At 40.4% G+C, this 15,929-nt stretch carries 14 protein-coding genes; 2 read left to right on the forward strand and 12 right to left on the reverse strand.

Translation table 11 applies throughout. The annotated features are described in order from the left end of the window. Positions 1-181 precede the first annotated feature (181 nt). From hemN to F0227_RS20100, 5 genes are all read right to left on the reverse strand, one after another. A complete protein-coding gene (gene hemN, locus F0227_RS20080) occupies positions 182-1,555 on the reverse strand; it encodes an oxygen-independent coproporphyrinogen III oxidase (RefSeq protein WP_171755036.1) in 1,374 nt (457 codons plus the stop codon). Positions 1,556-1,696: 141 nt separating this feature from the next. Next, the gene (locus F0227_RS20085) at positions 1,697-2,194 is read right to left on the reverse strand and encodes a DUF2489 domain-containing protein (protein ID WP_171755037.1); all 498 of its coding nucleotides are present in this window, start codon (positions 2,192-2,194) and stop codon (positions 1,697-1,699) included. A gap of 5 nt (positions 2,195-2,199) precedes the next feature. Continuing rightward, positions 2,200-2,787: a Der GTPase-activating protein YihI gene (yihI, locus tag F0227_RS20090; protein ID WP_171755038.1), complete on the reverse strand. Its 588-nt coding sequence runs from the start codon at positions 2,785-2,787 to the stop codon at positions 2,200-2,202. Next, positions 2,787-3,425, reverse strand: a complete 639-nt coding sequence (locus tag F0227_RS20095) for a class I SAM-dependent methyltransferase (protein WP_171755039.1) — start codon at positions 3,423-3,425, stop codon at positions 2,787-2,789. Before F0227_RS20095 ends, yihI begins: the two co-directional genes overlap by 1 nt. Before the next feature lie 694 nt (positions 3,426-4,119). Then, entirely contained in the window at positions 4,120-4,737 is a 618-nt protein-coding gene (locus F0227_RS20100; protein WP_171755040.1) for a c-type cytochrome, read from the reverse strand. A gap of 214 nt (positions 4,738-4,951) precedes the next feature. Between F0227_RS20100 and yihA the strand changes: the two genes are divergently transcribed. Then, positions 4,952-5,602, forward strand: coding sequence for a ribosome biogenesis GTP-binding protein YihA/YsxC (gene yihA / locus F0227_RS20105; RefSeq protein WP_171755041.1), 651 nt, complete (start codon positions 4,952-4,954; stop codon positions 5,600-5,602). An 826-nt stretch (positions 5,603-6,428) separates the two neighbouring features. On the opposite strand, the gene polA is transcribed toward yihA, so the two are convergent. Beyond that, on the reverse strand, positions 6,429-9,215 hold the full coding sequence (polA, locus tag F0227_RS20110) for a DNA polymerase I (RefSeq protein WP_171755042.1): 2,787 nt from the start codon (positions 9,213-9,215) through the stop codon (positions 6,429-6,431). 911 nt (positions 9,216-10,126) lie between these two features. Then, the gene (gene hemB, locus F0227_RS20115; RefSeq protein ID WP_171755043.1) at positions 10,127-11,161 is read right to left on the reverse strand and encodes a porphobilinogen synthase; all 1,035 of its coding nucleotides are present in this window, start codon (positions 11,159-11,161) and stop codon (positions 10,127-10,129) included. Positions 11,162-11,301: 140 nt separating this feature from the next. Here hemB and F0227_RS20120 point away from each other — a divergent pair, with 140 nt between their 5' ends. Continuing rightward, a complete protein-coding gene (locus tag F0227_RS20120) occupies positions 11,302-12,066 on the forward strand; it encodes a TatD family hydrolase (protein ID WP_171755044.1) in 765 nt (254 codons plus the stop codon). A gap of 74 nt (positions 12,067-12,140) precedes the next feature. Here the strand turns inward: F0227_RS20120 and tatC are convergent, their stop codons facing one another. The 5 genes from tatC to F0227_RS20145 form a co-directional block, all read right to left on the reverse strand. After that, positions 12,141-12,905, reverse strand: a complete 765-nt coding sequence (gene tatC / locus F0227_RS20125; RefSeq protein WP_171755045.1) for a twin-arginine translocase subunit TatC — start codon at positions 12,903-12,905, stop codon at positions 12,141-12,143. 76 nt (positions 12,906-12,981) lie between these two features. Further along, on the reverse strand, positions 12,982-13,377 hold the full coding sequence (gene tatB / locus F0227_RS20130; RefSeq protein WP_171755046.1) for a Sec-independent protein translocase protein TatB: 396 nt from the start codon (positions 13,375-13,377) through the stop codon (positions 12,982-12,984). Positions 13,378-13,380: 3 nt separating this feature from the next. After that, positions 13,381-13,635, reverse strand: a complete 255-nt coding sequence (tatA, locus tag F0227_RS20135) for a Sec-independent protein translocase subunit TatA (protein ID WP_171755047.1) — start codon at positions 13,633-13,635, stop codon at positions 13,381-13,383. A gap of 54 nt (positions 13,636-13,689) precedes the next feature. Beyond that, positions 13,690-15,324, reverse strand: a complete 1,635-nt coding sequence (gene ubiB / locus F0227_RS20140) for a ubiquinone biosynthesis regulatory protein kinase UbiB (protein ID WP_171755048.1) — start codon at positions 15,322-15,324, stop codon at positions 13,690-13,692. Further along, a complete protein-coding gene (locus tag F0227_RS20145; protein WP_171755049.1) occupies positions 15,321-15,926 on the reverse strand; it encodes an SCP2 domain-containing protein in 606 nt (201 codons plus the stop codon). Before F0227_RS20145 ends, ubiB begins: the two co-directional genes overlap by 4 nt. Positions 15,927-15,929: the final 3 nt, after the last annotated feature.

A 15,929-nucleotide genomic window follows, 5' to 3' on the forward strand; every position in this document is an offset into this window, starting at 1 on the left:
TACTAGATGGGAAATTAATCTGGGCTGAAAAGAATCTAGCCCAGATATAATCTGACAGGCACCAACAAAGTGGGTAACTGTCAGATCAGGTCTGAGCTAGTACACATAAAAAACGCCCAGATAATTCTGGGCGTTGTTATCTCTATTTTTCTCGTGATTCCATGGCGGTTATTGAAAGCAACTAAATCACTCGTGAGAATTGCTGCTGTCTTGCTTTGTCACGCAAGTACTTATCAAAACACATACAGATGTTCCGGATCAGCAAACGGCCTCGCTTAGTCACTTCAATCGAGCGTTCAGACACCGTCACTAACTCATCATTAACGAAGGTTTGTAGCAGTTTTAAATCTTCTGCAAAGTAATCATTAAAGTTCAGTTCAAACTGAGATTCAATGGCACTTTTATCCAGCTTAAAGTTACAGATAAGTGCTTTAATCACTTCTCTTCTAATTAAGTCATCTTTATCTAGCGTCACACCTTTCCAAAGCGCATGATTCATCTCATCGACTTGAGTGTAATACTTTTTAAGCTCTTTCTGGTTTTGAGCATAGCAATCACCAATCATGGAAATGGCTGACACACCAAAACCAACTAAGTCACAATCACCTTGGGTAGTATAACCTTGGAAGTTACGGTGAAGAATACCTTCACGTTGTGCCACTGCTAACTCATCATCGGGTAAGGCAAAGTGATCCATACCAATGAATTGATATCCGGCCCCAGTTAATGTGCTAATGGTCTGCTGTAGTATCGCCATCTTCACTTCAGCAAGAGGCAAATCATCATCTTTAATCTTACGTTGAGCAGCAAAAAGCTGTGGCATATGCGCGTAATTAAACACAGATAAACGGCCCGGTTTCATTTGCAACACTTGTGAAAGCGTATCGGCAAAAGAGGTTTCCGTCTGAAGCGGCAAACCATAAATAAGATCCAAATTCGTCGAGCGGAATCCGAGTTTTTTAGCTCTCTCTACCATCGCGAAGATAAACTCTTCATCTTGCTCACGATTAACGACTTTTTGCACATCTTTATTGAAATCTTGGACACCGACACTTAAACGGTTAAACCCTTCACTTCTTAGGTGATCCAACATATCAAGTTCAATTTCACGAGGATCAACCTCAATGCTGATTTCAGCATCAGGTTGGAACTGAAATACGCCTCGTAGTACCGCCATTAAACGGCTCATTTGATCTTTACTCAAAAACGTTGGTGTTCCGCCACCAAAATGAAGTTGAGTCACTTTTCGCCCATCAAGCAAAAATGCTCTTTGGCGAATTTCATGCTCTATAGCATCAAGGTATTCGTCTGCTTTATGAGAATGACGAGTAATCACCTTATTGCAGCCACAGTAGTAACAAAGTTTGTGACAAAATGGGATATGGATATATAAGGACAACGGACGCTCTGGGTATTGCTGACACGCCATATCAAATTCAGAAACAGTAAATGCTTCATGAAATTCCAACGCGGTTGGATATGATGTGTATCTTGGTCCCGAATAATTGTACTTATCTAAAATAGCTTGGTCCCAAACTATCTGCTCACTAGACATAATATTGCGTTCCGTTTCGTTCTTAATGCTTTGGGGTACATTTTGCCATATCACTGACGTAGAGTTTGCCCAACCAGTAGGTTTTGTCGAAGAAATATTCAGAAGTGCTAGAAGGATCACTCACCCTTCAGGGGTAGAGAGCTATCTCGTCGCTGTAATCGTATCCGATGGCCCTTTACTTAGCGGCTGAATATGCTGCTGAAGTTGCTTTAACTCTACAATAATATCATCGTTTAGACGAGCCTCTGCCTTTTGGCGATCCAGCGTTTCTCTCATCCGCACCTGTTTCGGCAACTCTTGTCTCGCATCCCCGCGAGCCATATCTTTTACTTGTTGATATAATTCAGAAAGTGCTGGATAGGTTTTCTCAACATCAATTCGATGTTCACCCTGAACATAATCTAGTATGCAATAGACTCGAATACTTAGCTCGGATAGATCACATTGACCTTGGATACCCGCTAAACAGAGCGTATTCACACTTTCAAATATATTGGCATTTCGTTTTGCAACGGCCAAATCCATAACTTGCTGTTGTAGTTGTTTCTGCTGTCGTACTTTTAATAGCAAAGAGCCAGCGTAAAACGCCAGCCCTAGAACAATAACAACCGCGACTATCAATAATAAGGTTACATCCATTATTATTACCCTTTGAAGTCATCCATATCTAACCCTTCAAATTGAGAAAGTAGTTCTTCATCCGTTAGATTTTTACGGCTTGGCTGCTTCTCTACAACCTGCGGTACAACATTTGGCTCTTCTTGATCATCCAAATCATCATCTTCTGACTCTTCTGGATCCAATAGGCCCAACTGATTCATCAAAATTTCGATGCGATCCATCTTCTCGTCAACATACTTTTGTAAACCTGCACCTAGATTTTCACCGTTCTCAAGTCGGTCTAGCAGCACATTCAACTGAGCATCATTTTCTAATGTCTCTAGTTCTTCCTCAGCAGACAAACGACGCTGTTGCTTAGTCGGTTTTTTCTTCGCTTCAACAATCAGTGGAATCTTCTTTTTGCTGCCTAAACGAGGATCTTTCTTTTGCCCACCTTGATACTGTTTACTTTCAACACTATCAGAGTGACGGCTACCTGTTTTTAGCCCTTTACGTTTTTTCAATCTTTTACGTAAACGACCTTCTACATCAGCTTCACTTCGGTTACGTGTGACAATTATGTCTACATCACCGGTAGAACCTGGTTTTCTTGATTTCTTATTTCGACTCATTACTGGGTTTTCCTCAGTAAAATTACATCATTTCCAATAAATTCTAGTTGGAGCTTATCTCGCTCAGCCAGGTACTGAAACGTTTTGCGACTATAAAAACAGACATGAGTTGGGTCGCCTTTATAGTGCCAACTTGCAAACGCTTCGACATCTATTACCAGTTTGGTCATTATACCAATCCAGCCACCTGATTTAACTAAATTCAACCATTGTGACCACACATCATACGGATAATAGATATGTTCTATTACCTCGGTGGCCGTTATAAAGTCATACTTAGTTTCCAATACCTTATTATCAGGGTAATAGAAAACATCATACAGACTCATTGTGTGCCCCGCTTCCTCAAACATTATTGATAAAGTCGGTCCCGGGCCACAGCCAAAATCTAACCCTGAACAAACAGGAGTAAGTTTATCCAATAGAGGGGAAGATACTCGCGATAAAAACTGACGATAACCTTGGTCATCAGGGTTATTTTCATGTTTATCGTAAATGGCTTTTTCTGCCTCTCTCTCTAACCGTTGTGACTCTGGAACAAAGACTAATTCACATCGTGAACATTGAAAATATTGACGACGCTTATCTTTATAGTAAAGCAGAGTTTTCGTTTGTTGACACAAAGGACAGATATGCATAAAAACATCCTCTAATTGGGATGCGAAACATACCAGAAAGCGTATTTGGAGTAAAACTGTACAGAATTTTTTTTCATGTTAGCGCTGTTACCGTTACAGATACAAAAAAAGCGATAGATTCTCTATCGCTTCTAAAATCGCCATGAATGGCCAAATAGTTATCGCTAATTACCAGCGAATACCAATTTCCATATGTTGTTAGTGCTTTCCGTGCGGGTTATCTTTAGCCATCATCCTGATGAGTTTTGGCTATCCTTTTCAACGTCCTGTTACTAGGTTAATCCTTAACCCGATTCCTTTTCTTGTCTCATCCTAACAGACCCAAACAACCATCCATGTTTAGTAAGCTCCTAGCCTACCGAAAGAGAGCAGATCGATAAGATAACGATGTACTTTTTACCTTGTTTGTAGCGAGTAATTTACCCAGTAAATCTCTCGCTGCACTAGATAAAGATCACAGAGTCTCTATTTTTTTAAGCCTTGTTGAAGGTCACTTATAATTCAGGTAATTACAATCTCTCATCGTGAAAACAATGGGCAATCTCTTACAAAGACAAGGGGTAATATCGACAAATATGGAAAATTTAAATGAAAAAACTCCTGTAGGTATAACTAACATACCCACAGGAGTTTTAGTAATGAGGTTTTTAGTGCAAACAGCATTAATCAATTACGTTAATGCTGATCACTTAGGCTAGTGCAAGCCACCTACGTATTTCGATAACGTATCAATATCTTCATCAGTGAGCAGAGCCGCGACATCACGCATCATTGAATTCAAATCATTATTACGTTTTGAATCTCTGAATTTCTCTAACTGAATTTTTATATAGTCCGCATGCTGGCCCGAAATTTTAGGGAAACCAGAAAGCTCGGTTCCGTTTCCTCGCGGTCCATGACAAGCAACACAGGCCGTTAAACCACGTTGTGCGTCACCAGCTAAATAAAGCACTTTACCATCTTCTACTACATCTTCCGGAGTTGAGTTATCCGAAATGGGTAATGAAGCATAGTATGCAGCGAGGTCGTCCATATCTTGTAAGCTAAGCGGCATAGCCATAGGGCTCATTACCGGGTCATATCGACCCTTCTTACCACCAGTAGTCGCTCCCAACTTAAGATCTTTAAGCTGCTTCTTTAAGTACATTTCATGCTGACCAGCAATTTTAGGGTACTGAGTAATTAAACTGTTACCTGTTGCAGTATGACAAGCTGCACAAGTTAGGGATTTTGCCTTACCAGCTTCAATATTTCCTTGGGCCCAAACAGAGAAGCTGGCAAACAGCCCCAAGATTAGCGCTAATTTTTTCATGACATTCCATTATAATTATGAGGGTTTAGATTTTACCGACGGTTAATGCAGAAAAACATTAACAGACAACAATAATAAACCTTTAAGCTTCCAGAACCACGTATTCTTGTTATAGCGTGATACAATAGATGACTTTTATTACCTTTCGCGGTTATTTTACACAATTTAACAAAAAAGCAATCAACTGACTACATAAAGTCAGATGGAGTTAACATTGAGCGTCAAAATACATTATCAAAATACGCATTTCATCACGAGTGCACCCGATATTCGTCACTTACCTGAAGATGAAGGTATCGAAATCGCATTTGCAGGACGTTCAAATGCAGGTAAATCAAGTGCACTTAACAGGCTAACCAATCAGAAGAGTTTGGCTAAAACCAGTAAGACACCAGGACGAACGCAGTTAATCAACTTATTTAAAGTGGATGATAACTGTCATATTGTGGATTTACCGGGTTACGGTTTTGCTCAAGTTCCTTTAGAAATGAAGAAAAAGTGGCAGAAATCTCTTGGCGAATATTTGCAAAAGCGAGAATCACTTAAAGGTGTCGTAGTACTAATGGACATACGCCATCCGCTAAAAGATCTTGATCAACAATTAATATTCTGGGCGATTGACTCCAATATCCCAGTGCAAGTTCTATTAACCAAAGCAGACAAACTAAAAAGTGGCGCAAGAAAAGCCCAACTACTTAAAATACGTGAAGCCGCAATTGGTTTTGGGGGGGATGTCGCAGTTGACCTATTCTCATCTCTAAAAGGTATTGGCGTCGATCAGTTAAGACGTAAGTTGGATGGTTGGTTTGCCCCAGCATTTGAACAAGTAGACAGCGAAAATCAACAAGAAGAGCACCCTGAGTAAAGGGTCTATTACAACAAAATCCCCACCTTAACTAGGTGGGGCAAACGGGAGAGAATGTTAGTATTTATAATTATTTGACCGATCATTCATTATTTATGGCTACAATTCAAGCTTAGCCGCTAACTATTTTATGCTGAACACTTCTGTTCATCACTTGTGAAACCTTTACTAACCTAATGATAAGAAATCACTTCTTTCCCTATCACCTCTCTCTTATCCATGACTTTTTTTATACAAATAAATATCTCTAAAACTAATGAAAGTTACATTATGTATAAAAGTTACATATTTGTTATTTTTGTCCCCAGTCGAAATTCCTCTCGCTTTGGTGCGTAAAACATCCAAACAGCAAGCACAAAAAGAGAGAGATCGCGTTTAACCTGCCAAGAAATTGAACTCACTAAAGACAAAAAGAACAGCGATATACATCACTATTAGCCAATATTTCCAATATCGCACATTAGGAATTAAATTTCTTAAATATCAATAAGTTAATAAATAATGAATAGTGAAAAAAACTGGGATTATTATTTTCTTTCGCACAAGAAAAAACGCCCCAGTCAAATACTGACTGGGGCGGCTGAATTAGCCTAATCCAATAACGTGAAACAAAAGGTCTGAAAGATAGAACATCTTACCTCTGTACCCTACAAGAGATAATGTACAACAATTGATCGAAATTGAAAACCATTTTTGTAGTTTATTTTCAGTTTATTTTTATCAGAATACATAAGTGACTGATGTCACATTACTTTATTGCAGATAAAAAAAAGCCAGCTAATGTGCGCTGGCTCATGAATTATTGCTAATTAATCTTAAAAAATGTCTAGTGTGCCTGATCCCAGTTATCACCAGAACCTGAATCCGCTAATAGTGGTACATCAATGTTTGCTGCTGCTTGCATGATTTGTTGTATTTTTATTTCAGTTTCGACCAAACTGGACTCTTCCACTTCAAACACCAATTCATCGTGAACTTGCATTAGTAGACGCACTTTACCATCACCATGATTTTGTACCCAATCGTCCACTAACAGCATCGCCTTTTTAATAATATCAGCAGCGGTGCCCTGCATAGGCGCATTAATTGCCGCACGCTCTGCAGCTTTGCGACGCATAGCATTACGTGACTTAATTTCTGGCAAATATAGACGACGACCAAACAAGGTTTCTACATAGCCTTGTTCTGATGCCTGAGTTCGCGTCTCCTCCATATACTGCAACACACCAGGGTAACGCTCAAAATAGGTATCCATATATGACTGAGCTTCATGTCTCGGAATTCCTAACTGTTTCGCTAAACCGAAAGCACTCATACCGTAGATCAATCCAAAATTGATCGCTTTAGCTCTTCTTCTCTGCTCACTGGTCACTTGATCAATATCGACACCCATCACTTCCGCCGCTGTGGCAGCGTGAATATCTTTACCTTGTTTAAAGGCATCAAGTAGTGCTTCATCACCTGAAAGGTGAGCCATGATCCTTAACTCAATTTGCGAGTAATCCACAGCAAGAATTTTCCAACCGTGCGGTGCAACAAAAGCTTGTCTAATTCGACGACCTTCTTCATTGCGAATAGGGATATTCTGCAAATTAGGATCTGTTGAAGATAAACGTCCGGTTGCGGTAACCCCTTGATGATAAGAGGTATGAACACGGCCTGTTTCAGCGTTTATCATCTTAGGAAGTTTATCGGTATAGGTGGATTTCAGTTTGGCTAAGCCACGATACTCTAAAATACGTTTAGGTAGTGGGTAGTCCAATGCTAACTCTTGCAGCACTTCTTCGTTAGTTGACGGAGCACCAGAAGGGGTTTTCTTCACTACTGGCAACGCCATTTTTTCAAATAAAATCGCTTGTAGCTGCTTAGGAGAGCTAAGATTAAACTGTTCACCCGCTATCTCATAAGCTTCTTTCTCTAACTCATCGAGACGCACAGCAATCTCTTGAGATTGAGCCGAGAGTAGCATGTCATCTATAAATACACCGGTACGCTCTATTCTTGATAATACAGGGACTAACGGCATCTCAATATCGTTATAGACTGAATTAAGTTTCTCGTCTTTCTCTATGTAGCCGGCTAGTTTATTGTGTAGACGTAGTGTGACATCAGCATCTTCCGCAGCATATGGAGCCGCTTCTTCCAATGATATTTGGTTAAAAGTGAGCTGCTTCTTCCCTTTACCCGCTAGACTTTCAAATGAGATGCAGCTGTGTTGTAAGAAACGTAACGCTAGGCTATCCATATCATGACGCCCGCCAACACTATTAAATACGTAAGAGGCAAGCATAGTGTCATGCTTGATACCTTTCATATTAATATTGTATCTAGCCAAAACACTGGCATCGTATTTAAGGTTTTGTCCTACTTTCGCTTGTTGATCATCTTCTAGAATAGGTTTTAGTTGTTGTAAAACCCAATCTCTATCCAGCTGTTCTGGAGCATCAAGGTAATCGTGAGCAACAGGCACATAAGCTGCGACTCCTTCATCAACAGCAAATGATAACCCCACCAGATTGGCCACCATATAATCTAAACTGTCCGTTTCAGTATCAAAGGCAAACAGTTCGGCCGCTTTTAGCTTTTCAAGCCAAGCAATAAAGTGCTCTTTATCCAGTATGGTTTCATATTGGCTGCGATCTATGGTCACCGCCGGAGTATCCAACGGCTCTGCTGCTGCATAACTGCTGGTACGGCCGGACTTTTCATCCGCTACAACGGCACCCGAACCGCCTTCTAACAACTCATTTAGCCAAGATTTAAAGACCAACTTACCATAAAGAGCAATAAGCTCATCTTTATTTGGTTGAGACTTAACTAAGCTGTCAGCAGATTGAGAGAGTTCAACATCAAGTTTAATGGTTGCTAGCTCGTAAGAGAGCAAGGCATTGTCTTTATTGTCTTCAAGTTTCTTCGACATAGTTTTGGAACCACGGAATCCCAGCGCCGCAATATCATCTAAATTTTGGTAGATTTTCTCTAGGCTACCTATACCTTGCAGCAACGCTGTCGCGGTCTTATTGCCGACTCCCGGCACTCCTGGAATATTATCAACCTTGTCGCCCATTAATGCTAAATAATCAATAATAAGCTCTGGTGGAATACCGAACTTCTCAATAACCCCTTCCCTATCCATGACCACATCTGTCATTGTGTTAATCAGCGTAACGTTGTTATCCACCAGCTGCGCCATATCTTTATCACCTGTACTAATAAGCACTGGCATCCCCGCTTTTGAGGCTTCTGCCGCCAACGTACCTATAACGTCATCCGCTTCCACTCCCGGTATCGATATCAATGGGAGACCCATGGCTCGAATAACATTGTGTAACGGTTCAATCTGGCAACGTAGATCGTCCGGCATAGGAGGACGATTCGCTTTGTATTCTGGATAGAGGTCATCGCGAAAAGTCTTACCTTTCGCATCAAAAATAACCGCAATTTTGTCCGACGAAAATTGTCTCATCATGCTTCTTAGCATATTGACGACACCATAAACCGCGTTGGTTGGAATCTCTCCATTACTCATTGTTTCTGGATAAGCATGAAATGCTCGGTATAAGTATGAAGAGCCATCAATAAGAATAAGGGGATTTTCAGGGATTGTAGCCATGGGTTTTAGCGTCCAAATATGAGCAAAATTATCTCCCTAGAATGCCATGAACTTGTGTGAGAATCTATTGGCATAGTTTAACAATAGTTACCCGTTTTAAGAGAGCCAACATAAGCATTTCTGTGGATAAGTCTGTTTGTACTTTCTGATCGAACAAAAAGAACACAATGATCCAAAAACAAAATACCTTAATTTATCAATCAAAAACAACAAGTTAAACATTTTAAGATCTTAATCACAAAGATCGTGTAACGATCATGTTCTGTGGAAAAGTTATTGGCAAGGTGCATTATTTTGAAGATTCGGCTAACTAAATAAAGATAAATTCATCTTTGAAAGATTCTCAGCAATAAAAAAAGCGACATCTTTCGATGTCGCCTAGCAAAATGAGTAAAGCAAAATGTCATTAGTTAAAACTCGCTTTACCTGAAAGCTTAATTACACTGGAAGCAATGTGAGCAATGTCGTGTCATTCAGAAATAAAATAGTGCAAGTTTTGTAACAATCACTAATACGACTTAGTGCTGTATTTAAACTTTCTAACTTACCCCTTAAGACAAGATAATAATAACCATTCTCATTTGGAATTCAACACCTAATTGAGATAAATTCTCATTTATTTTTATACTTATTTTAAATCAAACAGTTACATTATAGCTTGTTGTTATCCTTACATTCATGTCGCGCCATATGCTCTGAAATTATGTTGATCTACTGCACAGAAATCATTCGGTTAAGATCAGGGAGAGAATAACAGTGGCAACAAAGAGATAAAATGCTAGGGCTTACTGAAACAATAAATAGCCTATAACTCATGGTAAAAAGACAAAATAGAAGGGGTAAGACAAAAAAACTGGATATTACTATCCAGTTTTTCAGTACATTTTAGACTCAATAAATATAGTCAGTGACTACAAGCTCTCTTTCGCTTTTGCTTGTTCTTCAGCTAACCATAAGGCGACATCTTTCGCAAAATAAGTCAAAATACCGTCCGCTCCTGCACGTTTAAAGCAAAGCAGTGACTCTAATACTGTTTCGCGCTCTTTTAACCAACCATTCTGAATCGCCGCTTTATGCATCGCATATTCACCCGATACTTGATAGGCAAAAGTTGGCACTTGCAGTTCGACTTTCACTCGGCGAACAATATCTAGATATGGCATCCCCGGTTTCACCATAACCATATCAGCGCCTTCATGAATATCCATTGCAACTTCATGCAACGCTTCATCACTATTGGCGGGATCCATTTGGTAGTTCTTCTTATCACCACCTTTCAAATTGCTCGCTGAGCCGACTGCGTCTCTAAATGGTCCATAATAATTTGACGCATATTTTGCTGAATACGCCATTATCTGAGTATGTATATGACCAGCGTCCTCTAATGCTTCACGTATACGACCGATTCTGCCATCCATCATGTCTGAAGGAGCAACAACATCTGCCCCAGCTTCCGCATGAGATAATGCTTGCTTGATCAGTACATCGGTTGTCTCATCATTTTGAACATAACCTGTACTATCAATAATGCCGTCTTGTCCATGAGTGGTAAAAGGGTCAAGAGCCACATCAGTAATGACGCCAATCTCAGGAACATGCTCTTTTAAAGCACGAACAGCACGTTGTACCAAACCTTCAGGATTATAGGCTTCAGCAGCGCATAAGCTTTTTACATCTTGATTGACTACAGGAAAAAGAGCGATAGCAGGAATACCAAGACCAGCCAGCATTTGAGCTTCTTCTAGCATTAAATCAATAGAAAGTCGCTCGACTCCGGGCATTGACTCCACGGACTCTCGACGATTCTTACCCATCAAAATAAACATTGGGTAAATTAAATCATTAACGGATATTTGGTTTTCTGCCATTAATCGGCGACTAAAATCGTGTTTACGCATACGACGCATACGGCGTAAGGGAAATTGACCTTGGATAGAAACAGACACTCTATGCTCCTTGCCTAGTTAGAATTGAATGCATCATATCATCGACATTCAAACGGGTGCGGGAAATAGAGCAGAAATTCTCTGTAGAGCACAAAATCAAGATATACTTGGTTAATTGAACCTAATATGACTCCACAACTATGATTGATACTCACGCCCATATATACGCTGAAGAATTTAATAATGATCGCCAAGAAGTAGTAATGAGAGCGCTACAGCAAGGCGTCAACACAATATTGATGCCGAACATCGACCTCAACTCTATTGATCCTATGTTGGCAACTGAAGCTCTGTACCCTGAAATATGTCGTTCGATGATGGGACTTCACCCTTGCTACGTAAATGAAGAGGTCGATCAAGTATTAAGTCGTATCTATAGCTGGTTTGATAAGCACTCTTTTATTGCGGTTGGTGAAATAGGCATTGATTTGTACTGGGATAAAACCTTTAGAGCGGAACAAGAAAAAGCATTTATTACCCAATTAGGTTGGGCTAAAGAGATGGACTTACCTGTCGTTATCCATACGCGAGATTCTATTGAAGAGACATTAACACTGCTTAAAAATGAGCAGGATGGTTCACTCTCCGGTGTTTTTCACTGCTTTGGTGGCACTATAGAAGAAGCGAAAGCCATTGTGGATCTCGGTTTTCATTTAGGTATAGGTGGTGTTTCTACCTTTAAAAATGGTGGTATGGATAAAGTTCTGCCACAGCTTGATATAAAGAGCCTTATTCTTGAGACGGATTGCCCATATTTAGCGCCCGTTCCCCATAGAGGCAAACGAAACGAACCTGCCTATACCGCTTTGGTAGCCAATCGAATCGCAGAGCTTAATGGATTCACCCTTGAAGAGGTGGATCAGCGTACGACGGCGAATGCCAAGACACTATTCAAACTTAAATAAAATTCAAACTTAACTGAGGTTAACTTTGTTCGATCAGAAAAGGAGTCATGACGACTCCTTTCCATTGCTACGTTTTACTCTTCATCGGCTTCTGCATCCGCTTTTTCTCTTGCTTCATCTCTATTGGTATAGAAACGAGCAAAGAATAGACCTACCTCAAACAATAAACACATTGGAATTGCTAACAAGGTTTGAGAAATCATATCTGGCGGGGTAAGCATCATTCCGACAATAAATGCGGCGACAACAATATAAGGGCGCTTTTCGGATAATGATTTAGGATCGGTAGCACCGGTCCAGCAAAGCAAAATTATCGCTACAGGCACTTCAAACGCGATTCCAAAAGCTAAAAACAGCGCCAGTACAAAATCTAAATAACTGGCAATATCCGTTGCTAACTCAACTTCCCCTATCGAAATAGCAGTGAAAAAGCCAAAAACTAAAGGAAAAACGACATAGTAAGCGAACGCAACACCGCAATAAAACAGCATAGAACTGGAAAATAGCAACGGCATGATAAGTTTGCGTTCATGTTTGTATAAACCAGGCGCGACAAATGCCCACACTTGATACAAAATAAAAGGTACCGCAACAAAAATAGACGCGATTAATGTCAGTTTTAATGGTGTAAAGAAGGGAGATGCAACATCTGTTGCGATCATCGTTGCCCCTTCAGGTAAACGTTCCACTAATGGCGAAGAGATAAACTCATAAATATCGTTGGCAAAATAAATTAGTCCGACAAAAATAACAAGAACCGCCAACATTGCCCTTAACAGGCGATTGCGCAGCTCCAACAGATGACTAATCAAAGGCTGTGTTTGCTCAACTGAAGACATACTTAACCTCATTTAAAAACAAAAAGAGCTGCAATATTGGCAGCTCTATCGCAAATAGGCTGAACGGATTCAATACCTATAGTTCTGGCTTTTTCTCTTCAGATCTGGATTCTGCTTTATCGTCACTCGACTCAGATGAAGATGTAGTCTTATCGCCCGTAATAGGTGATTGACTATTCTCCGCAAAAGGTCGTTGAACATCGGCAGCAGCCTGTTTGAGTTCTTCCACAGAAGCTTTTAGGTCTGGCGCGAGCTCTTCCATCCCCATTTTTTCTGCTTTTTTAAGATTCTCTTGCAGCTCTTGAACTTTCAGCTCATGAGCTAACTCATCTTTAACTCCGTTGGCCATTGCTTTAGCGCCGCTAATAAACTTAGACACACTACGTATCGCAACCGGTAGACGTTCTGGACCCAGAACAACCAAACCAACAACAGAAATTAATACCAGTTCCCAGAAACCGATATCGAACACGGCTTAAACCTGCTCTTTATCTTTTTTAACTTCTTCTTCTACAGAAGAAGCTTGTTCTTTTTGCTCTATATTTTTAGGCTCAAAGTCCGCGTCTTTCTCTTCTGCTTTTTTAGCAGAATCTTCATCACTCATGGCTTTCTTAAAGCCCTTCACAGCAGAACCTAAATCACCACCCATATTACGTAGTTTTTTAGTGCCAAATAACAATACAACGATTACAGCAATAATGAGTAATTGCCAAATACTGATACCACCCATTCTATATACCTCGGGGATTTAGTGAACATCTAAACTTAACGACAAGTGTACAGATTATTTACTGTGTACTCGCCAACTAAGAAGCCAAAATGTGATGCCTGCGATACCACTACCTATTGTAGGGTAGATATTATTGTCTGAGATAAGTATTGCAGCGCATATAATTAACGTCGAACCAATACCAAAGAGTAACTTCCCTTTAGCATGCTGTTGCTTGGTTTCTCTATATCCAAGATAAAGATGCTCCATTTTCTGGTTCATCGCTTTACCTTGTTTCAAGCTATCATAAAGTAGCTCTGGTAGTTCTGGAAGTCTTTCTGCCCAAAAAGGTGCTTTCTCTTTAATTGCATTAACCACGGCTTGTGGCCCAACTTGATTCGCCATCCAGCGTTCTAAAAATGGTTTTGCGGTTTCCCATAAATCCAGTTGAGGATATAACTGACGTCCCAAACCTTCTACGTACAGTAAGGTTTTTTGCAATAAAACTAATTGTGGCTGAACTTCCATATTAAATCGTCTAGCGGTATTAAATAGGTTCAGCAACACATGACCAAAGGAGATCTCACACAAGGGTTTAGCAAATATAGGCTCACAAACAATCCGAATCGCGAATTCAAACTCTTGCACATTGGTATCTTCTGGAACCCAACCAGAGTCAACATGTAATTGAGCCACTTTTGCGTAATCTCGATTAAAAAACGCCAAAAAGTTTTCTGCTAAATAGCGTTTGTCTTCGCTATTTAATGTGCCCACTATGCCGCAGTCCAAGCCTATCCATTGTGGGTTTTCTGGGTGCTCTGGGTTTACAAACACATTGCCGGGATGCATATCCGCATGGAAAAAACTGTCTCTAAAAACTTGAGTGAAAAAGACGCTAACACCCCGTTCAGAAAGCAGCTTCATGTTAGTGCCATTTGCCTCAAGTCCTTCAATATCAGAAACTTGTATGCCATATATTCTTTCTGACACCATCAAGCTTTCACTACTAAAATCAGTGATCACTTCTGGCACATAAAGCTCTTCGCTATCGGAAAAATTTCGTCTTAATTGGATGGCATTCGCTGCTTCTCGACGAAGATCTAACTCATCGATCAAGGTTTTTTCATACTCGCGAACCACCTCAACCGGTTTTAATCTTCGCGTCTCAGGCGTTGCTTTTGCCACCAGCTTTGCGATTCGATACATCAACTTAATATCAGCATCAATAATTGGACGGATATCCGGACGAATCACTTTTAAAACTATTTCTTGCCCTGTTGCGGTTACAGTGGCGGTATGTACCTGAGCAATGGAAGCTGACGCTAGTGGCGTAATATCAAAATCGCTAAACCAGGTCTCTAACTTCCCACCGAGTGCCTGCTCCATCTGTTGTTTGGCCAGTTGCCCATCAAATGGGTCCACCTTATCTTGCAGTAGCGCCAATTGATCAGCTAAATGAGGAGGAAATAGATCTCGCCGTGTTGACATCATTTGGCCAAACTTAATCCATACAGGCCCTAACTCTTGAAGTGCTAATCGTAATCGTACCCCTAGCGGTTTATCAGAGTGCTTGTTTTTCAGCCAAAATAGCGCTTTACGTAGTAATAACGGTGTTTTTGTTAGTTGATGTTGTGGGATCAGTTCATCCAGACCATATTCTAGTTGGACTTTAGTAATGCGGTATAAACGGCGAAGTTCAGCAGGGGTCATGAACGCTCCAACAGAAGATTTAGTCTAGATTCTAGCTGTTCAATGTCAGATTTTATCTCATCAACTTGATCACAGAAGTAGGCGACTTCAAGAGGTGGTGGCGCGATTCTCCACTCTTCGGTAATGATTTGAGCAAGATGGCTTTGATGCTTACTCGCTCGTGTCTTCGCCCAACATGCCATGTTTTTTGCACCTTGAACAAGACTATGAGCCACAATGTCTCCCGTGACCCGCGACATCCATTCTTCAATATCAGGTTTGATGAGCTCTAACAGTTCAGAAAAGTGTTGAGCTAACTTAATATCACCCACTAGTTCAATTTTCTCTTGCTTGATCAACTGGGTAATATTGTTCTTATCTCTTAGATCCGTAAGGCTAGCTAAATGCAAAGAGAGATAACAGTCAGGTTCCCCTTCATAATTTGCTAACACATCCACTTGCTGACTAAATACAAACGTCAGTTTCTTATCCACTTCTATGAGGTGAATCTGTAACACTTGCCCTTTTAAGCGAGACAAACGGCGACCATAATCAGGATTATCATTGATTAGTGTGTTAATTGCGGTCTCAATTACCGCGGTTGCAAGCTGGTCAATGGGCATGTT

This window comes from Vibrio sp. 99-8-1 (assembly GCF_013114595.1).
Classification (GTDB): Bacteria; Pseudomonadota; Gammaproteobacteria; order Enterobacterales; family Vibrionaceae; genus Vibrio.